This window comes from Sorangium sp. So ce363 (assembly GCF_051520435.1).
GTDB lineage: Bacteria > Myxococcota_A > Polyangia > Polyangiales > Polyangiaceae > Sorangium > Sorangium cellulosum_B.
Genome location: NZ_CP150333.1, coordinates 7,030,458 through 7,050,084, shown reverse-complemented (window position 1 = coordinate 7,050,084; position 19,627 = coordinate 7,030,458). Strand labels below are relative to the sequence as shown.

Below are 19,627 nucleotides of genomic sequence, written 5' to 3'. Positions count from 1 at the left end.
CTCTATCCGATCCCATGCCGTGCTCGCGACCGGCGTCGCCGTCGTTCGATCGGTCGCTCGGTCGCGCCACGGGCGGCGGCGTCATGCTCTCCGGCGTGGCAGGCGGTGACGCCTCCGCCATGGAACGCGCGCCGTCGCGACCGGCGTCTCCCGCAGGCGCCGGGGGCCTGGCCGTCTGGCGGTCTCGCCCTCGCGGCGATTTCGCCCAAGGCCACGGAGCTCTGCGCGTCCTAATTCCGCTTGCGCCGTTCCTTGCGGTAATGGGAGGCATCCTGTGACCTGCCCTCATCCCTCGCGTCGGGGCGCGCTGTGCGTCCTGGCCGTGTGCGCCTTTTCCCTCGGTTGGCCGAGCGTCGTCGTGGCCGCCCCGCTCCCGCGGCTCGCGGTCCAGCGGGCGCCCGCTGCGGCCGACTGCCCGGACGCGCCGTCGCTCGCCGTCGCGGTCGAGCGGGTGATGGAGAGGCGGGCTCTCGACCCCGTGAGCACCGCCGGCGCCCCTGCCGGCGACACGCCGGCGAACGCGGGCGGCGCCCCTCCTGGCGACACGTCAGCGAACGCGGGCGGCGGCCCTCCTGTCGACACGTCAGCGAACGCAGGTGGCGCCCTGGCGAGCGCGGACGGGGCGACCGAGATCGAGGTCCGCTTTCTCCACGACGGTGCCACGTACACCGCCATCCTTCAGGCAGGTGGTCGCACGCGGCAGCTCTCGTCCGAGGTGGGGGCGTCCTGCGGCGAGCTCGTCGAGGCCGTGGCGCTGACCCTCGCCATCCTGCTCGACAGCGATCCGCCTGCGCCGGCCCCTGTCGCGCCTGCGCCTGCGCCTGCGCCGGCAGCGCCCGCGCCGGCCCCTGTCGCGCCCGCGCTGGCTCCTGTCGTGCCGGCGCCGCCGCGTCCTCCGCCTCGGGTGGCGCGCGGGGACGTCTCGATGGAGCTCGGCGCCGCGCAGACCGTGGGCATGCTCGATCCCTTCCGGGCGGCCGCGATCGCCGATGTCTCCCTGCGGCGCCGCGCATGGTCCGCTGGCGTCGGTGGGGTATGGCTGCCCCCCCAGGACACCGAGCTCGCACCGGGCGTCGTCTCCCTCGGGCTCGGCGCCGCCACGGCGCGCGGCTGTGCGACGATCGCCGGCGATCTCGACGGCCTCCGGCTCTCGGCCTGCGCGGCGGCGGTGCTGGGCGCCGTTTACGGCTCCGGCAAGGGGTTTGCCCCGGACCGCGAGGCCTCCGCGCCCTGGTTCGCCCTCGGCGGCTCGGCCGTCGCGGAAGGAACCCTCCTCGGATCCAGCGCGCTGGGCTGGTCCGCGCGCGCGACGCTCCTCGCGCCGGTCGCGCGGGCGCGCTTCACGGTCGAGCGCCGCGCGCGCGACGAGGCCGGCGCGCCCCTGACGCAGGACGTGGCGCTCGACCCCTCCCCGGTGGGGCTGCTCGTCGGCCTGAGCGCCCGCGTGTCGATTTTTTGATGGCGAGCCACGGAACCCGCCACGGAGGTGATGGGCATGGCGAGAAGCGGCAGGACAGGATGACCTTCGGAGAGGTCTATGCGCAGCACTTCCGGTTCGTGTGGCGATCGCTGCGCCGCCTCGGCGTGCCCGAGAGCGACGTCGCCGACGCGGTCCAGGACGTGTTTCTGGTCGTCCATCGGCGGTTGTCCGAATTCGAGGGTCGGTCCAAAATTACGACCTGGCTCTACAGCATTTGCTTTCACGCCGCCCGTGACCGGCGCAAGCTCGCGCATATGAGGCGGCGTGCTCACGACGACGAGCCGCTGCTCGACTGCGCCGATGACCGGGCCGACGTCGGCGCGGAGGCGGAGCGGCGGCAGGCGATCACGCTGCTCGAGGCGATCCTCGACGAGCTGCCCCTCGAGCAGCGCGCCGTGTTCACGCTCTTCGAGCTCGACGGCATGGGCGGCGAGGAGGTCGCCGAGCTGCTCGACGTCCCGCTGGGGACCGTCTACTCGCGCCTCCGCCTCGCCCGCGATGCGTTCCGCCGCGCCGTCGCGCGCCTGAAGGCGCGCGACGAGTTCCACGTGGGCGGGCCTCGGGTCACCACGCGGTCGCAGCCCGTGTTGAAGGCGGCGGCTGCCGAGCGCGCGCCGGTGCCCGAGGGGCATCCCTCGGTCGTCCTTCCGCTGCCGGAGGTGGAGCGGCAACCCGTCTGGAAGCGCGCGGGAGGGGAGCGATGAGCGATCCGGTGCGCTGGCTCGACGCCGAGGCGAACGCGCTCGAGACGGAGCGTGAGCTCCTGCGAGCAGCGCCGTCGGCGGACCCGCCCGACGGGGCGCAGGAGCGGGTGTGGGCCACGATGGCCGCGCAGATCGGCCTCGCCGGAGCCGCCGGGCTCGGAGGGGCTCAAGGCGCCGCGGGAGGGGCGCTCCCGGCGAACGTGGGCGGCGCGGCGAGCGCGAGCGGCGCGGCGAGCGCGGCGGCGGGTGCTGGCGAGATCGCCGCGGCCGTGTCCGCGGGCAAGGTGGTGTCCGCTGCGACGGGCGCCGGCGCTGGCGGCGCGGCGGTCACCGGCGGCGTGGCCGCAGCGGCGGGCGCTGCGGGTATCCTGAAGGCGATGCTGTTCGGCGCCGCCTGCGGGGGCCTGATCGTCGCCGGCTATGTCGTTGTGGCTCCGTCGAGCGAGGCGCCGCCGGCTCGGATCGTCGAGGCCGCGGAGGCCGTCGCGGTGCCGGGATCCGCGCCGGTTTCGCCGCCGGAGGGCCGTGAGCCTGCCGCGCAGGCCGAGCCGGCACCTGCCGAGCCACCGCCTGTCGAGCTGGCGCCGCCTGCCGAGCCGCCGCCGGTCGAGGCGCCGCTGCGACCCAGGCCGCCGCCGCCGGCCGAGGCGCCGCTGCCGGACAGGTCACCCGCGCGGACCGGCCCTCGCGCGGCCGCGACGTCCGCGAGGCCGGGCGCGCCGCTATCGGAGCACGCCGCGAGCGCGCCGCCCGCGGCCAGGGCGGACGTCCTCGAAGCGGCGCCCGCGCCGGAGGCTACAGGCGCGGAGGGCGCCTCCAGCCCGGGGCTGCGGGAGAGCCGGCTGCGCGAGGAGCTGACGCTCCTCGGCGACGCGCGCGCGGCGCTCCGGCGCGGCGATGCCTCCGGCGCGCTGAGGATCGCCGAGCAGGCGCGGCTCCGCTTTCCCGGCGGCGCGCTGGCGCAGGAGCGCGAGGCGCTCACCATCGAGGCGCTCTGGCAGAGCGGCGATCGCGCGGCGGCTGCGCAGCGCGCGTCGGCGTTCCTCCTCGCCTATCCGTCGAGCCCGCACGTACCCCGTCTCCGCTCCTTTACCCCCTAGAGCGGGGGCGATCGGGGGGATAGGCGTTAACCAAGCCTCGCTCCGCGTTCTCCTACATCCGAACGTTTACGTGGTCGTGGTCGTTTACGTGGTCGTGGTCGTGGTCGTGGTCGTCAACGGTAGGCCGTGAACGACCACGACCACGTAAACGTTCACGTTCACGTTCACGTAAACGTTGGTGCCCGATGGTGGGGTGGAGCGGGGCGGGCTTCGTGTCCTGAGCGTGACCGAACGAGCTTGGTTAACGCGTATGGGCGGGGCGGGAAAGAGGGCTGGCCGTCTCGTTTTGGGGTCAGGTGGTTTTTTTGAAATGGGAAGCGGGGCGGGCGTCCCTTCACGTTCGGTCACTGCCGGTGTTGGACGGCGCGTCACGGCACCGCGCAAGGAGGAATTATGTCTTCGAGACTATCAAGAGCACTGTCGCCCTTTCTCGTCCTGAGCGCCGTCTCGCTCGTGGCATGTCAAGTCGAGGTATCCCTCGGCGGGGCCGGCTCCAGCTCCACCACCAGCTCGGGAATCGGCGGCAGCGACGGTGTCGGGGGCAGCGGCGGCAGCGATGCTACCGTGGGTAGCGGGGGCGACTCCAGCACGGGCGCAGGCGGCTGGGTTCCGCCGCAGTTCACGCCGGACAAGGTCGATCTCCTCTTCGTGGTCGACAACTCCGGCTCGATGGCGGACAAGCAGGAACTGATGCGCCTGGTGCTCGCCGACTTCGTCGACGGCATGACCAACCCGCTCTGCGTGGATCCGACCGGTGCTGCTCCCCCCGTCCAGCCCCCGAGCGGGTTGAGCGCATGCCCCGCAGGCACATTGCGCGTGCGCACTCCGGTGCAGGACATGCACATCGGTGTCATCAGCAGCAGCCTCGGCGGCCACGGGTCGAGCGCCTGTCAGGCGGCAACGTCCGCTTCGAACGTCGACATGGCCCGCCTCCTCGCGCGCTCCAATGAGACGAGCGAGAACGACCTGCCGACCTACCAGGACAAGGGCTTCCTCGTGTGGGACCCGACCGGAAGCCACGTCCCTGCGGGAGACTCCGATCCGGTGGCGCTCGCCGAGAAGCTCAGCGACATCGTGCAAGGGGTCGGGCAAGCCGGGTGCGGCTTCGAGGCGCCGCTGGAGAGCTTCTATCGCTTCCTCGTCGATCCCGAGCCGTATGGGGCGATCTCCGTGTCGCCGGCGACCGAGAACATTACAGTGGCCGGGCTCGACACGACGCTCCTGGAGCAGCGGAAGGCCTTCCTCCGGCCGGACTCGCTCCTGCTCATCGTGATGCTCTCCGACGAGAACGACTGCTCGATCAAGGACGAAGACAGGAACTACCTCGTCGCCGAGATGGGACAGGGCTTCAGGTTGTGGCGGCCGCGGAGCGAGTGCGCCACCGACCCGAACGATCCGTGCTGCACGTCCTGCGCACAGCAGCAGGACGGTTGCCCCGTCGATCCGGCCTGCACCGCTCCCGATGGCACCATCGCCAGGCTCACCGCGGCGGAAGACCCGGTGAACCTCCGGTGCTGGGACCATAAGCGCCGCTTCGGGGTCGACTTCCTCTACCCGGTCGACCGGTACACCCGGGCGCTCACGGAGCCCATGGTGGTGTCGAGGAGCGGAGAGCTCATGCCGAACCCGATCTTCTCGGATCTGGACCCGAGCGACGACAACACCCGGACCCGAGGGCCGCAGCACATCGTGTTCACCGGCATCGTCGGCGTGCCGTGGCAGGACCTCGCGCGCCAGAACGCGCTCGGCGAGCCCGATCTCCTGGACGGCCTGAACCAGTTCGGCCAGCCGGTCGGCGGGCTCAAGAACGCCGCCGAGCTCGCCGACCCGCCGTCCGGCACGACCCTCAGCAGCACCTGGGAAGCTATCCTCGGCGATCCGGCGAACTACGTCCCCGCCGCGGATCCGCTCATGGTCGAGTCGGCGGCGCCCCGCTCGGGCATGAACCCGATCACCGGTGACGCGACTGTCCACCCGAGCAGCGCGGGCTGGAACCCGATCAACGGCCGCGAGTACACGATCCCGACGGGGAGCACTGGAGATCTCCAGTACGCCTGCATCTTCCCCCTCGCCGAGGAGCGCATTTGCGACGGTGCGGCCCAGTCGTGCGATTGCAGGCCGATCACCGGCGCGCCGAGCGACAACCCGCTGTGCAAGCCGGAAGGCACGAACGACCCGGCGGATCCCGGGGCGCGGTCCACGACGCAGGACCACGCCAAGGCCTACCCTGGCCTCCGCGAGCTGCAGCTGATCCGGAGCCTCGGGGAGCGCGGAGTCGCCGGCTCGATCTGCCCGAGGCAGCTGGTCGACACCTCGTCGCCTGACTACGGCTATCGGCCGATCATGAACGCCGTGCTCGACCGGCTCTCCACCGCGCTCTGACGCGTCGACACCCCCATCGACGCGGCCCGCCCAGGGGCGGCGCGCGGAATGCATACAATGCATACGCCGCCCCTGGGCCCGCGGAGGAGACGACTTCCGCGCCCGCCCGCGAATCCTCCCGTCAAGCCGTTGGCACAACCGCGACACAGCAAGACGCCGCGATCGCGGTGCCCGCGCCGAGGACCGCGCGCTCCGCCCGAATTGCGTCCGCTTCCCGTGGCACCGAAGCTGCTTCATGGTGGGGTTCGGACAAACGCAACGCGGAGGTTCTGATGCGCCACAAAGGGATGGCTCTCTTGCTGATCGTGATCGGGCTCGCGGGCTGCGACAGAGACGGCGGCGGCGACACCGGAGAGCCGCCGGATCCGCCCGGATCAGAGACGTGCGGCGGGTTCCTCGGGACCCCTTGTCCCGACGGGCTCGCCTGCGTCGACGATCCGAGCGACGACTGCGACCCCGAGCACGGCGGCGCGGACTGTCCCGGCGTGTGCGTCGAGGACCCGCCGACGACGATGTGCGGGGGATTCGCGGGTTTCCCGTGCCCCGACGGGCTCGAGTGCGTGGACGATCCGAGCGACGACTGCGACCCGGAGCGCGGCGGGGCGGACTGCGGCGGCATCTGCGTGGAACCGACGCCCAAGCCGCCGTTTTGCGGGGGGTTCGCGGGGTTCGAGTGCCCCGAGGGGCTCGAGTGCATCGACGATCCGAGCGACGACTGCGACCCGAAGCACGGCGGGGCGGACTGCGGCGGCATCTGCGTGGTGCCCGAGCCCCGCCCGCAGGCGTGCGGCGGCATCACGGCGCGCCCGTGCCCCGAGGGGCTCACCTGCATCGACGATCCGGGCGACGACTGCAGCCCGCCGATCGGCGCCGACTGCGGCGGCATCTGCGTCGCGCGCTGAGCCGGCGCGCAGCCGGTGCCGAAGGGGATGCGCCGCCCTGACGAACGGGCGCGCCCGCATCGCGACGGCGCTCAGTAGCGGTGCTTCCAGAGCAGGTCGAGGCTCGTCGCCGGGTTCGCGCCGGTGGCCATCGCCGCCCGCACGGACCAGTCCCGGCGGAAGCGCCACTCGAGGCTCACCTCGGTGCGCGCCTGCGCGCCGGTGTTGCCGCCCCCGGACCCTGGCCCCTGTCCTTGCCCCGTCGGCCCCGCCTCGTAGCTCGCGCTCGCGGTCACCTGCTGCCCGAGCTGGTAGCCCACGGTCGTCTTCAGCGCGCCTTCTTCGGTCGTGCCCAGCTTCGTCTCGAAGTTCCGGAGCGGACCGATGCTCTGGAGGATCATGTTGAGCTGCGCTGACGCGAGCCCCGTCCCCACGCTGGCCGCGACCCCGCCGGCGGCGCTGCCGCCGCCCGACGCGGGCTGCTCGGACGTGCCGCCCGCCAGCGTCCCTTCCGCGAACTCCCTGCCGAGCAGGAGCTCGGCGATCACCTCGTTCTCCGGGCGCGGCGGCTCCGAACGGAAGGTGATCTTGTCCTCGGTGATCGGGTTGAGCTGCCCCACATAGTCGATGAAGATGCGCGTCCCCTCCGGCGTGTCGTGGAACGCCCTCACGTTCAGGAACGGATTCGACGGATCCCCCTGCAGCGCGACCACGCCAGGCTCGATCTCGAACTCCTTGCCGAGCACCTCGAGATTGCCCGACAGGATGTTCACGTTGCCCCGGATCTCGGTCTCCCCCGCGATCTTGATGCGGAGGGGGTGCGCCCGATCCCCCGACAGCGAGGCCCGCACCATGTCGCCCTCGACGCCGATCCTGCCCAGGTGGACCTCCATGGCGATCGGCGTGCCGCCCGCGCTCTCCTTCGCCTGCTCCGGCGGCTCGGCCGGCGCTCGCCGCGCCTCGTACTCCTCCTGGCTGAGCGGCGCCGACGTCGTGATGGTCGGGTTCTCGCCGAGCGGCTGCACGCTCCGCCCGATCGTGGGCGGCAGCGTCAGATCGAGCGAGGGCACGTCGACGCGGACGGCGATCTCCTCGGCCCGCTTCTCCGCCGCGAGCGCCACCCGGCCGCGCACCTCGCCCATCGGGACGCCCTCCAGCGCGATCGGGAGGGCTCGGCCTCTCGGGATCGAGAGCTCGGCGCGGGCGTTCCGGAACGCGAACCCTTCCATCTGGAGGGTCGCCTTCCCGCGGACCTGGCCGTTGCCTGCGTCGGCGCGGAGGTCGTCGATGCGGAGCTCGCCGGAGGGGCTCGCGGCGACGCGGAACGAGGCGTTCTCGAACGGCTGGCCGATCGTGGCCACCTGGACGACGCCGCCCTCGAGGCGCATCTCGCCGGAGAAGCCCGCCTGCGCGCCGAGCCCGAGCCGCACCTCGCCGTCGAGCGTGCCGTCGAGCCGGTTCACCGAGCCTTGCACGAACGGCTCCAGCGCCCTCAGGCGGAAGCGATCGACCGCGAGCGACACCGAGGCGTTCCGATCGTCGGTGAGCGTCGGGATCGCGTTCGCGTCCCACACCATGGGCGCCTGGGCCTTGGCCTCGAGCCGGCCGCCGTCGCGCCCCTCGAGCCGCACGCTGGCCACGGCCGCGGTGCGCCCCGCGCCGCCCGGCGGCGCGATGTCGAGCGACGCCTCGGCGGTCTCGTACCGCGCGTCGGGGCCGAGCGTGAGGCCCGGGAACTGAAGGTGCGCCCTGACCTCGGGCGCGGCCTCGAACAGCCCGCGCACGGAGATCTCGCCGCGCGCCTCGCCGCCGATCTGCATGTCGGCGAGGACGGGCACCTCCGCGAGCGGCAGATCCGCGATCTTCGCCTCGAGGCTGCCGTTGCTGAAGCGCCGAGCGGAAGGGGCCCCGCCGAGGAGGGCGGCGGCGTCCGCGCCCAGCCTCGCCTTCGCCGTCATGTACGTGATCGGTCCGCGGAACGCGTACGCGTCGAGCGCGGCGTCGCGCCCGTCATAGACGAGCAGCGTGTCGACCCGGAGCTTGCCGAAGAGCGAGGGGCCGGCCGTGCCGCCCACGTTCGTCGCCGTCGCGCGGACCACGAGCCGGGGCTCGGCGAGCTTCCCCGCGAAGTACACGTCGAGCCCCGCGGAGCCGGAGAGCACCGGCGTCCGCTTCCCGAGGGCGGCCAGCTCGGTGAGATCGTTGAGCCGGCGGCGCGGCACGCGGAGGTGCGCGGCGATCGACGTCCGCGGGAGCGCCGCGGCCGGATCGGCGAGGAGCGCCGGCAAATCGGCGTCGAGCGCGGCCGAGAGCTCCGCCACGAGCTGGCGATCGAACACCGACAGCGTGACGTGGGCGTCGCCGGTCTTCGCGTCGAGATCCCCCGCGATCCGCGCGTCGAGCTTCCTCGACACCCACGCGGGCGCGCCCGTCTGCGCGTCGATCGGCCCGGCCGCGCGCAGGCCCTCCGTGCGGACAAGGAGGCTCCGCACCGACGGGAGCCGCTCTCCCGCCTCGCGCGCCACCGCGAGGCGCGCGGTGAGCCGGCCCGAGAGCTCGCTCAGGGCGAGCTGGACCGGCGACGCCTGCGCCAGGCACCCGAGCTGCCACGCGTCGGCGTCCATGCGGGCCGAGCCGGTGACCGTCTGCCAGGTGCGCGCCGAGAGGAGCGGCCCGCGCAGCCTCGCCGCGCTCCCGTCGACCAGCACGCGCGCGATGGCGCCGTGGCACACCGGCGGGGGTGGCGCCTTCTGCTGCGACGCCGTGTCGAAGGCCGTGGTCAGCGTCTGGTCGGGCGTCGCGCCCCGGCGCTGGGCCTCCTGCGCCTGCGCGGGCGGCGGCTCGGGCGGCGCGAGCAGCCGGACCAGGCCGTCCGCCTTCAGCGCCTCCCCGTCGAGGCGCGCCGTCACGTTCATCGAGAGCCGCGGCGCCACGCCCGGGACCGAGCCGCCCTCGAGCTCGATCTGGACGCGCCCCGCGCGGCGCGCCCCCCGGCCGTGCACCGACACGTCGAGGTTGGCGAGGCCTCCTATCCCGAGCGGCGCGCCGGTGATGTCGGCGATGCGCGCGAGGTCGATCGCGGTGCCGCGGAGGTCTCCCTCGATCTCGTCCCCGGCGAGGGAGAGGCTCCCCTCGATCTCCCCCACGCCGTCGCCGCGCAGCGCGAGCCCGCGGAGGGCGATCCCGCGGTCCCACGCGACGCGGGCGGCCTGCGCGGTCACCTCGTCCTCCCCGCGCGCCACCTCGACGCGGAGCTGCCGCGCCTCGCTCCGCGGCAGATCGAGGTGGGCGGAGGCCGTGATCCGGCGCTCCGCGCTGGCCAGCGACACGCGGACGCGCGGCGCCGTGACGGGCCCCGCGGCGCTCGCCGCCACGCTGCGGAACGCGTACTGCTGGGCGCGGAGGTCGGCTCCGCGGAACACGCCGTCGATCGTGAGCTTGTCGAGCGGCCCCCTGGCCTTGGCCCGGACCTCGCCGCGCCCGAGCTTCAGATCGGACCCGACGCGGAGCCCGGCGACGCGCACGGTCGCCTTGGCGTCGAGCGCCTCGTCCCTGAGCGCTCCCTCGACGTGGAGCGCGGCGCTGCCGTGGATGCCGCGCGGGACGCGCTGCACCGCGCCGAGCGACGGGATCTCGCTCTGCGCCTCGAACTCGAGCACCCCGTCCTTCGAGCGGGCGACCCTGGCCTCGATGGGCGCGCCGGGCTCGTGGATCGTCGCCGCGGCCCGCAGCGCGCCGCGCTCGAGCGTCGCGCGCGCCTCTGTCGCCGGCACGCGCTGCCCCGCGACGACGAACGGCTCCGTCCTGGCCTCGGCGACGATGCGCGGCCCGCCCTCCTCGTCGAGGTGGATCTCCCCTCGGGCCTCCGCGCTCACCCGCGCGGCGGGCGCCGCCCCGACGAAGGCGCGCGGGTCGAGCTCCGAGATCCGCACCTCGGCGGTGATGCGCTTCGGATCGAGCGCGTCGAGCCGGGCGCTGGCGGTGACCTCGCCGGTCACGGCGTCGCTCGCGACGAGCGGATCGAGGACCGCGACGCGCGCCGTGACGGCCAGGTCCGAGAGCGCTCCGTCGGCCGTCACCAGCACCGAGAGCGGCCGGGCGAGCGGCGCGCTCGGATCGATCGCGAGGGCCGCCTCGGGCGTCACGCGCGCGGACGAGACCCGCGCCGTGAGGTGCTCGTCCTTCAGGGTCCCCTCGGCCGTGAGCGGGATCGCGCCGACGCTCCCTTCGAGCTTCGCGGTGAGCTCCATCGGCGCGTCCGCGGGCACGCTGACGCTCCCGGAGATGCTGGTCGCCTCGACCGGGACCGGCAGCAGGCGCCGCTCCGTGATGCGCACGCGCTCGAGCGCGTACCGGCTCCGGTCCGCGACGACGACGCCGCCGGCGAGGCCCTCGATCGTGGCGTCGATGGGGCTCCCTGGCGCGACGGTGCCGTGGACCGCCGCGCGATCGAGCACGACGCGCGACAGCTCGAGGCGGAGCGGCCGCGCAGGCTCGGCGGGCGGCTCCGACGGCGTCGGCGTGAGCGCCTCGGCCAGGGTGAGCGCGCCTTGCTCGTCCTGCTCGAGCAGCACGTCCGCGTCCGCGACCCGGACGAGCGGGATCGTGACGGCGAGGTCGCCGTCGCCGAGGAGGAGCTCCGTCGCGATCGACAGCGCGTTGAAGTCCGCGTGGACGCCGCTGACGCGCAGGAGCTCGGTTCCGTTCGGGTGGCTCACCGTCACCCTGGAGATGTCGGCGGTGAAGAGGCCGAGGCGGTCGACATGCTCGATCTCGATCCGGCCCTCGAGGGTGGACCGCAGGGTGTCGTTGACGAGCTGCCTTGTCAGGTTGCGGGTCGACCCGGCGTTCAGGTGGATGACGGCGCCGACCGCCGCCGCAGCGACGAAGACACCGCCCAGGCCGATCACGCTGGCCGACACCGCGGCCGCGCGGGCCAGCGCCCGGCGAAAGCGGCCTTGCCGGCGCGGGACGCCGGTGCCGGGCGCGGGAGGGAGGGCGGGAGTCTCTGGCATATCGCCTAGGGGCCGCTCCCGGCGCGCGGGAAATCGTGGCCGGGGACCTCGTGAGGCGGCGGCGCCGGGATCTCCTGCGTGTGCGCGGGCGCAGGCACCTCGGGCTGGTGCCTCGTCCCCGGATCTCCTCCGGGCTGTGCCGTCCCCGGGAGCTGGATCTCGCGGTCCGGAGACGTGCGACCGGGCGAGCCAGGCGAGTCAGGGGTCGCTGGCGTTTCGCCGGGGGGGCTCGCCGCCGGCTGCGGCGCGCCGGGCTTCCAGGGTTCACCGTTCGGTGCGATGTTCAACGTGCTGTTCAACGTGCTGTTCAACGTGCTGTTCAACGTACCGTTCCTCTCACCGTTCCGCGGTTGCGACGCGTTCTTCATGGCCTCCACCCTGTCTCCGGATCATGCCGGCATGCGGCGCCCGAGCGCGAGCGAAATCACGGCGAGCACCAGGAACGCGACGAACAGGATCTTCGCGATCGACGCGGCGCTGGCGGCGATCCCGCCGAAGCCGAAGATTGCGGCGATGATCGCGATGATGAAGAAGGTGACAGTCCAGCCGAGCATGATGTCCTCCAAGGGGGGTTCAGGGGTCGATCCGTTGTTTCGTGGAGACGACCTCAACGTGGTTCCTGATGGCGGCTGCTCGCCGCGGTTCCTTGCTGTTCCCTGCTGTTCCCTGCTGTTCCCCGGCTGTTGCAGTCCCCGTGCCGGCCGGCGGCAGAGGCTGTCGGCCGGCGCGTTCTCGGCGGCGCGAGGCGGGTAGCGCCGAGATCGGCCCAGCCGCTTCCGTCCGGGCACGCGTGCGGCGCTTCACGTCTGGGGCAAGATGCCTCGATCGTGACACGGTGGACCTGCGCGTACGCGGAGCGCGGAACAGGGGCGTCGGGCGAGCGCGCGCCCCTTGCGCCGCGCTGCTCCGTGCCGACGGCGCCTGCACGGAGGCTCCACGCGGACGCCCTGCAACTTCCCGGAACGGGCGACTCTGGACGGGCTATAAGGACCCGGCCATGCCGAAATCGAAGGTCGCTGTGATCCGCACGTCGCCTGCGACGGTGCTCTCGGACTACCACCGGCTGATGAACCTGGCCGGTTATCAGGATGTGGTCGCCAAGGACGCCGACACGGCGCTCAAGGTGAACATCTCCTGGCACTTCTTCTACCCGAGCTCATCCACGACGCCCTGGCAGCTTGAGGGGGTCATCCGGGCGATGACGCAGGACGGGTACTCGAAGGACCTGATCCACGCCTGCCACAACCGCACGGTCGTCATCGACGCCCACCTCGGCGAGCGCGAGAACAAGCAGATCGACGTCGTGCAGGCGCACGGCCTGCGCAACGTCCACCTCTACGAAGGGGAGGAGTGGATCCCGATCGGGGACGCGGTCGGCGATCTGCGGAAGAAGTTCCTCTGTCTGAACGAGGTGTACCCGAAGGGGTTCTCGATCCCGAAGCGCTTCATCGGGGAGAACATCATCCACCTGCCGACGGTGAAGACCCACATCTTCACGACGACGACGGGCGCCATGAAGAACGCGTTCGGCGGCCTCCTGAACGAGCACCGGCACTGGACGCACCCGGTGATCCACGAGACGCTCGTGGATCTCCTGATGATCCAGAAGAAGATCCACCGCGGGGTCTTCGCGGTGATGGACGGGACGTTCGCGGGCGACGGCCCGGGGCCGCGCTGCATGGTGCCGCACGTGAAGAACGTGCTGCTTGCGTCCTCGGACCAGGTGGCGATCGACGCCGTGGCGGCGAAGCTGATGGGGTTCGACCCGCTGCGCGATCTCAAGTTCGTGCGGCTGGCGCACGACCTCGGCCTCGGGACGGGCGACGTGCGCGACATCGAGCTCGTGGGCGACGTGGACGCGGCGAACGAGCAGTGGAACTTCGATGGACCGTTCAAGGAGATGACGTTCGCCTCGCGCAACCAGCACCGCATCTACTGGGGTCCCCTGAAGAAGCCGATCGAGTGGTCGCTCAAGACGTGGCTCGCCCCCTGGGCCTACGTGGCGTCGGTCACGTATCACGACATGTTCTGGTACCCGCGCTACGCGAAGGAGAAGATGGCCCCCGTGCTGGAGAGCCCGTGGGGGCGCCTCTTCGCGAACTGGGGCAAGGTGCAGCCCGACGCGGCGGGGCGGGGCTACCCGGAGGTCGGCGACGCGAGCCACGAGCTCGTCCGGAGCGGGGTGAAGCACTTCCTGGAGGGCATGCGCCTCGTGGGGATGGCGGTCGCGGAGTCGCCGGAGATCATGGTCCGCAAGCGGGCGCGCGCGCAGGCGGCCGGCGGGGGCGGGGCGGCGGCGGTGTAGGAGGCCGGGGGAGGTCCCTCCGCCGGGGAGCGGTCGCGGGCGCGCTGATGGGCGTCTGCGAGCCGGCCCAGGCGGGGGGCCCGCCTGCGCACGGAGAGGGTAACCCCGTGCGCCCTCGGATCGGGGTACGCTTGGCTGTGGTTCGTGCGAACAGGAGGTCGGCCCCGTGACCAGCGTCGAGCAGATTTTCCAGGCCATCCAGGGCCTGCCGGTCCAGGAGCGGCTCCGGCTCATCGAGCGTGTGGTCCATGAGCTCGCGGATGGATCCGCGAGCGAGGGCTTGCCGCGTGAAGCCGAGGCAGCACCCTCCTTGATCGGGCTCTTCGCCGATGACCCCGGGGCCGTCGATGCCATGATGGAGGTTGTCCGGGAAAATCGTCGCTCTTCCAGGCTGCGCGATGTGGAGGAAGAGGATGAGCAGGGCTCTCCTTGACACGGACATTCTGTCCGAGATCACCAAGGCCAGGAGCCCGGCTGTCGTGGAGCGCGCGCGCTCGTACATCGCTGCCTACGGCCGCTTCACGTTCTCCGTCGTCTCGGTCATGGAGGTCGTCGCTGGCTACTCGCAGCAGCGAGCCGACCAGAAGACGCGGCGGTTCCTGGAAATGGCACACCGGAGCGAGGTCTTGCTGTTCGATGCGACCGCGGCCGAGCTCGCTGGTCGCATCCTGGCCGACCTGCGGATGGCCGGAACGCCGATCGGCGTACCGGATACGATGATCGCCGCGACGGCGATCCATCACGGATTGCCCCTCGTGACAGGCAACACGTCCGATTACAGCCGTGTTCAATCAGCCGGCTACCCACTGGTTCTGGAGAACTGGAGAGAGCCGGCATGATTCTGACCATCGCCTCAGGTCATGGGCTCATCCGCCACGTCACCCTACCCTCCCGAGCGCCGACGGCCGCCGGCGGGGCGGCGGCGGTATAGCGCCGGGTGGGCGGCCCCAGGAGCGCCGCCCGCGACCCGCCGCGCCGGTCAGCCGACGCCGCCGCCCATGGCCGTGCCGTCCGATCGATAACACGCGTAATAATAGCCGAGCTGCCCCGGTGTCCCCGTCTCCGTGTAGCTCGCCGTCAGGTAGTACGTCATCGCCCAGCCCCACTGGCCGAGCGAGTACGAGTAGCCGTAGGACCAGCTCCCGCTCGTCGAGTGCACGTAGAACTTCGAGACGCCGTTGAGCGGACCGGTGTACATCGTGCCGATGACCGCCTGCCCGCCGGCCGAGCTGCGGAGCGTGAGGGACTGGGCGCAGGCGGCGTTCACCGCGCCGTTCGTCACCGCCTGCTCGGCGACGGCGGTCTGCTCGTCGACCTCCGCGTCGTCCCCCAGCTCCGCTGAGGAGTCCGCGTCGACGACGCACCCCGTCAGCGCGAACACCGAACCAAGGATTGCGAATGCGTTGAAACTTTTCATGCGTTGATGCCTTTGAACTCCACCGCGTGACGACCCGCACGCGGCTTCCCCAAGAAAGCGCGCCGAAGGCGCATGTCCTATCGACTCCCGGAGCCTCCTCCTGTGCTTCGCTGACTCGGGGGCTCGGGGGCGACGGACCTCCAACGACGGAATTTAACCGATCGTGAAGGCTTGTGGGAAGCCCATTTGATTCATCGTTGATTCATCGATTCATCGCGTGTGCGACGATAGGCCGCTTTCACCTCACGTCGGACGACATCGCCGTCGCGGCGCGCGGCCAGGCAAGCAAGCCACCCATGCATCGTCGGCTGATCCACGCCTCGATGCGCAACGGCGAGCCATCGCGTGATGCGTCGATCGCCGTTCCTGTTCGGGCCGAGGCTCAGCGTGCCGCGCTGGTCGCGTGCGACGGCCGTCGCCCCGATGTCACCGCCGGCGCGGCGCCCGCGACGAACCTGACGCGCACCGGCCTCGGCCGGAGCGGCGGCAACGACCGGGCGAGCTGCTCGTAGGCGTCGCGCCCCACGCGCCGCTCCTCGTGGACGAGCGTCGCCCAGATCTCCGCCTCGCGCGCCTCCGCGTGCTCGGCGGCGCGCGGATCGAAGCGCAGCCCGCGCTCGATGGTGCTGGCTCCGGGGATGCTGTCGTCGGGGCGGCGCGCCGCGCGATCGCGGAAGACGCCGGGGCCGAAGCGGTCGTACTGGAGGATCGTGTGTGCGGTCGACACGGCGCCGGCCCACGGATAGCTGCGCAACGTCCAGCCGCGCGACAGGTCGGAGAGCCGCGCGTCGACGTCGGAGCGCTCGGCGTCGGTCTTCCACGGCTCCCGCGGGACGAAGAACAGGCCGAGCCCGAGCTCGTCGCCCTCGAGCGCGAACACCTCGTCGATCCCGAAGCGCTCCGGGGTCTGCGCGACGAGCGAGCCGTGCGTCAGCCCGAACTCGCCGACGATGTAGACCGCGAGCGCCTCACGCCGCGCGCGCAGGAAGTCGAGCGTCTCGACGGCCTCGGCGTGCGTCTCGGTGGGGAAGTCCGTGAAGCACATCGCCTCGGCGGCCACGCCCGCGGACGCGAGGTGGTCGATGACGTCGGAGACGACCTCGACGGGCGCGCCCTTGTCGATGAGGCCGAGGACACGCGGCGACGCGGACTCGACGCCGAGCGCGCACGCGACGGCGCCCGCGCGGCGCAGCACGTCCGCGCGCTCCCTGGTCAGGTACTTCTCCGGCTTGAGGTCGGTGGCCCATCGCACGTCGAGGCCGGCGTCGAGGATCGCCTGCGCCATCTTCACGAGCGTCTTCGGCGCGACCGAGTCCTGCGACAGGTAGAAGTGGCGCGTGCCGTGCCGCGCGCCGAGGGCCGCGAGGTGCGCCACGATGGTCTCGACGGCGCGCTCGCGGTACGCCGCCGTGCCGACCTCCGCGAGCCCGTAATGGCAGAAGGTGCATTTTCCCCAGTAGCAGCCCCGCGTCGGGTCGTACGGGAGCACGAGCGCCGGCGCGAGGTACGCTTCCAGGGGGAGCCCATCGAAGTCGGGCGCGGGGAGCGCCTTCAGGTCCTCCATGCCGTGGCCGGACGTCCAGCGCGCGCCCATCAGGCGATCGCGCGCGACGACGTTCGGCACGTCCCGGAGCGGCCGGCCCTCGTCGAGCGCGCGCGCGAGCGCGAGGAGGGTGTGCTCGCCCTCGAACAGGCACGCCGAGTCGAACGGGCCGAGCGCGCGCGCGAGCCGCTCGCCCGACAGCCGGAGGAGCAGCTGCGTGACGCCGGGGCCGCCGCACGTGACGTGCGCGCCGGGCAGCGCCTCCTTGATCTTGCGCGCGAACGCGTACGCCGGCTGGAGCTGGCCCGGGAAGCACACGGAGAGGCCCACGATGTCGGCGCGCGCGTCGCGGAGCCGGGGCACGAGCGTCTGCTGCACCCAGGCGTCGAAGGGGTCGTGCTCCGGCCGGCTCGACCGGGCGATCTCGTCCATCGACGTGAGGCCGAACGGCGTGCGGTACGCCGTGAAGTCGAGCTTGAGCGGGTGGTGGGTGGCGGACACGACGCCGAGCGCCGCGTCGAGCGTCGCGACCGCGCGGGCGTAGGCGTCCGGATCGTAGAAGGCGTCAGGGGAGCGGAGCGTGGCCTTGGCGACGTCCACCGCCTCCGGAACGGCGTGCGCGTCGCCGCGCGCGCGGGCGAGGGCGAGGTACTCGAGCTGGTCTGTGTGCGCGAGCGAGGCGCGGCGGTCGAGCTCCCCGAGGCGCGCCTCGAGGCGGTCGCGGAGGTCGGCCATGCGCTGCGGCGTGAGGAGCGCGTCGAAGGCCTCGACGTTCGCATCGACGGGCAGGACCTCCACGCCGTTCGCGCGGAGGAAGCCGGTCAGCATCGGCACCGCGAGGTACGGGGCCGTGGGATCGCAGGTCGGCGGATAAACGAGCGCGATGCGCATTCAGGCGCCGCTCTAGCACAGGGCGGGAGGGGTGTCCGTCCCGTGCGGCCGGCCCGGCGGCGCGGCGCAGGGCTCGGGCGCACCCGACGGCGCAACTCCGAGCTTCCGACGTAGTATCGTCTCCGACATGACGCGCGCTTCGATGTCTGCGTCCAGCCAGCGAGTCGCTGTCACCCCGCTCGGCCCATCTGTCGCTGCGACGGTCTGCTTTCGCCTTCGCGGCCGGCTCCATGTCACCGTCGTCGTGAAGGCGACGTTCGCGCTCGTCCCCGAGGGGCGCATGTCGCTCGTTGCCCCGGACCCGATCGCGGCGGAGGAGCAGCCGGATCCTTCTGGCCAGCGGCTCCAGGCCGCGAGCGATCTCGCGCCGTACCTCGATCCGTGCGGCGTCGTGGTGACCGGCCATGCAGAGCTGCCGCCGGGCTTCTCGTCGCCGCACGCCATGGTCCGGCTGACGGTCGTGCAGGACGGCCAGGTCCGCATCGACAAGCAAGCTCAGCTCGACGGCTCCGCGCGCGTCGGGCCAGCCCGCTCCCACGTCCGTATCGACGGCCTGGGGCCACTTCCCCGCACCTCGCCGCTGCGAAGCCGGCTGCTCGGCGCGGTCGACGCGCGTCGCGTTCACGGCTCGCTGCTCGACATCCCCGAGGGGCTCGACTGGAGCTACTTCCAGGCGGCGCCCATGGATCAGCGCATCCCGGCGCTGCGCGGCGATGAGTGGATCGTGCTTGGAGGCATGATCGCGCTGCGGCCGAAGCTCCGGACGCAGCTGCCCGAGGCGCGCGGCGTCGCGCGGCTGTACCGCCAGAAGCTTGCCTCGCCGCGCGCCGGGGTGCCGATCTCGCTCCGCGCCGACACGGTGCACGTCGACGTGGATCGGCGTCGCTGCTCGGTGGTGTGGCGCGGCCATACGCCCGTCGAGGAGGCGGAGATCGAGTCGCTGCGCGTGCTCGCGGGCGTGGAGCTCCCGGCGCAGCCGATCGCATGGGCCGATCCGTTCGCCGCCGGCAGCGCGTCCGCTGCGCGGGCCGCGCCCTCGGGATCGGCCTCGCAGCAAAACCCCAAGGCCAGCACGCTGGACGGCACCAACCAGCTCAGCCCCGAGGACGCGGCCAGGGTGGTTGCGGCGGCGGCGACGCCGTTCAGCGCAACGCGAGTGCCTTCGGAGCCCGCGCGCTCGGCGACGCCGGCGGCGTCGCAGCCGGCCGTCGCCCCGCGCGTTGATGCGGCCCCTCCCGCGCGGCCCGGCGGCGTCCGCGATCTGCTCGGGGAGACCGACGCGCTCGAGCCCGAGGACGCGGCCAGGGTGGTGGCCGCCGGGGCAATGCCGTTCAGCGCAGCGCGAGGGCCTTCGGAGCCTGCGCGCTCGGCGACGCCGGCGACGTCGCAGCCGGCCGTCGCCCCGCGCGCGGCAGCCGCCGCGCCGGCGCGGCCCGGCGGCGTCCGCGATCCGCTCGGGGAGACGACCTCGCTCGAGCCCGAGGACGCGGCCAGGGCGATCGCCTCCGCCGCGACGCCGTTCGACGCGCGCCGAGCTCCGGTCGCCGCGCCTGCCGGGCCTCCGCGCCAGGCAGCGTCATCCAGCGCGCCTCCAGCGCCCCCTTCGCTTCTCTCGCCAGCGCCTCTCGTCACCGCGCAGGTCCATGCGGCGCCGCCCATCGTGCATCCGCAGCGCCTCGGCGATGCGGGCGCTTTGCCGGAGGCGCTCGGCGCTCAGTTCCTTGGCGCGATGGCCGAGGCAGGGTTGCTTCACGGCTAGCACCCCGGGGAAACTGCCGAGGCCGCGCCGCTCCGGCGCGCGCCCGTCGGCTGCGCCGACGCCGCGTTCGGCTGTCCCGACGCGCCTCACAGGCATCGAGCTCAGCCGTCCTCCATTGCGGTCGAGCGGTCGCAGCATGTAGGATGACTC

At 72.7% G+C, this 19,627-nt stretch carries 14 protein-coding genes; 9 read left to right on the top strand and 5 right to left on the bottom strand.

What is annotated here, in order from left to right:
* The first annotated feature begins 274 nt into the window (after positions 1–274).
* The 5 genes from WMF12_RS26500 to WMF12_RS26480 all read left to right on the top strand — a co-directional run bounded on the left by WMF12_RS26500 (position 275) and on the right by WMF12_RS26480 (position 6,568).
* Positions 275–1,459 (top strand): hypothetical protein, encoded by a 1,185-nt coding sequence (locus WMF12_RS26500; protein ID WP_437850012.1) that lies wholly within the window; start codon positions 275–277, stop codon positions 1,457–1,459.
* A complete protein-coding gene (locus WMF12_RS26495) occupies positions 1,459–2,184 on the top strand; it encodes an RNA polymerase sigma factor (protein ID WP_437850011.1) in 726 nt (241 codons plus the stop codon). Before WMF12_RS26500 ends, WMF12_RS26495 begins: the two co-directional genes overlap by 1 nt.
* Complete coding sequence (locus WMF12_RS26490; RefSeq protein WP_437850009.1) at positions 2,181–3,284, top strand: hypothetical protein; 1,104 nt, start codon at positions 2,181–2,183, stop codon at positions 3,282–3,284. The genes WMF12_RS26495 and WMF12_RS26490 overlap by 4 nt, the downstream gene beginning before the upstream one ends.
* A gap of 564 nt (positions 3,285–3,848) precedes the next feature.
* Positions 3,849–5,666 (top strand): hypothetical protein, encoded by a 1,818-nt coding sequence (locus tag WMF12_RS26485; RefSeq protein WP_437850008.1) that lies wholly within the window; start codon positions 3,849–3,851, stop codon positions 5,664–5,666.
* A gap of 272 nt (positions 5,667–5,938) precedes the next feature.
* A complete protein-coding gene (locus WMF12_RS26480; RefSeq protein ID WP_437850007.1) occupies positions 5,939–6,568 on the top strand; it encodes a hypothetical protein in 630 nt (209 codons plus the stop codon).
* 71 nt (positions 6,569–6,639) lie between these two features.
* Here WMF12_RS26480 and WMF12_RS26475 read toward each other — a convergent pair whose 3' ends face one another.
* The 3 genes from WMF12_RS26475 to WMF12_RS26465 all read right to left on the bottom strand — a co-directional run bounded on the left by WMF12_RS26475 (position 6,640) and on the right by WMF12_RS26465 (position 12,116).
* On the bottom strand, positions 6,640–11,562 hold the full coding sequence (locus WMF12_RS26475) for a translocation/assembly module TamB domain-containing protein (RefSeq protein WP_437850005.1): 4,923 nt from the start codon (positions 11,560–11,562) through the stop codon (positions 6,640–6,642).
* 5 nt (positions 11,563–11,567) lie between these two features.
* A complete protein-coding gene (locus WMF12_RS26470; RefSeq protein WP_437850004.1) occupies positions 11,568–11,885 on the bottom strand; it encodes a hypothetical protein in 318 nt (105 codons plus the stop codon).
* Between the two features lie 66 nt (positions 11,886–11,951).
* Positions 11,952–12,116 carry a DUF1328 family protein gene (locus WMF12_RS26465; protein WP_012237660.1) on the bottom strand — a complete coding sequence of 55 codons (165 nt, stop codon included), beginning with the start codon at positions 12,114–12,116 and terminating at the stop codon, positions 11,952–11,954.
* 443 nt (positions 12,117–12,559) lie between these two features.
* Between WMF12_RS26465 and WMF12_RS26460 the strand changes: the two genes are divergently transcribed.
* From WMF12_RS26460 to WMF12_RS26450, 3 genes are all read left to right on the top strand, one after another.
* A complete protein-coding gene (locus WMF12_RS26460) occupies positions 12,560–13,867 on the top strand; it encodes a DUF362 domain-containing protein (RefSeq protein WP_437850003.1) in 1,308 nt (435 codons plus the stop codon).
* 166 nt (positions 13,868–14,033) lie between these two features.
* The gene (locus WMF12_RS26455; protein WP_437850002.1) at positions 14,034–14,300 is read left to right on the top strand and encodes a hypothetical protein; all 267 of its coding nucleotides are present in this window, start codon (positions 14,034–14,036) and stop codon (positions 14,298–14,300) included.
* Positions 14,281–14,706 (top strand): type II toxin-antitoxin system VapC family toxin, encoded by a 426-nt coding sequence (locus tag WMF12_RS26450; protein ID WP_437850001.1) that lies wholly within the window; start codon positions 14,281–14,283, stop codon positions 14,704–14,706. Before WMF12_RS26455 ends, WMF12_RS26450 begins: the two co-directional genes overlap by 20 nt.
* A gap of 140 nt (positions 14,707–14,846) precedes the next feature.
* On the opposite strand, the gene WMF12_RS26445 is transcribed toward WMF12_RS26450, so the two are convergent.
* Entirely contained in the window at positions 14,847–15,284 is a 438-nt protein-coding gene (locus WMF12_RS26445; RefSeq protein ID WP_437850000.1) for a hypothetical protein, read from the bottom strand.
* A gap of 382 nt (positions 15,285–15,666) precedes the next feature.
* Positions 15,667–17,718 (bottom strand): B12-binding domain-containing radical SAM protein, encoded by a 2,052-nt coding sequence (locus WMF12_RS26440; protein ID WP_437849999.1) that lies wholly within the window; start codon positions 17,716–17,718, stop codon positions 15,667–15,669.
* Between the two features lie 127 nt (positions 17,719–17,845).
* On the opposite strand from WMF12_RS26440, the gene WMF12_RS26435 reads away from it, so the two are divergent.
* Positions 17,846–19,477: a DUF2169 domain-containing protein gene (locus tag WMF12_RS26435; protein WP_437849997.1), complete on the top strand. Its 1,632-nt coding sequence runs from the start codon at positions 17,846–17,848 to the stop codon at positions 19,475–19,477.
* Positions 19,478–19,627: the final 150 nt, after the last annotated feature.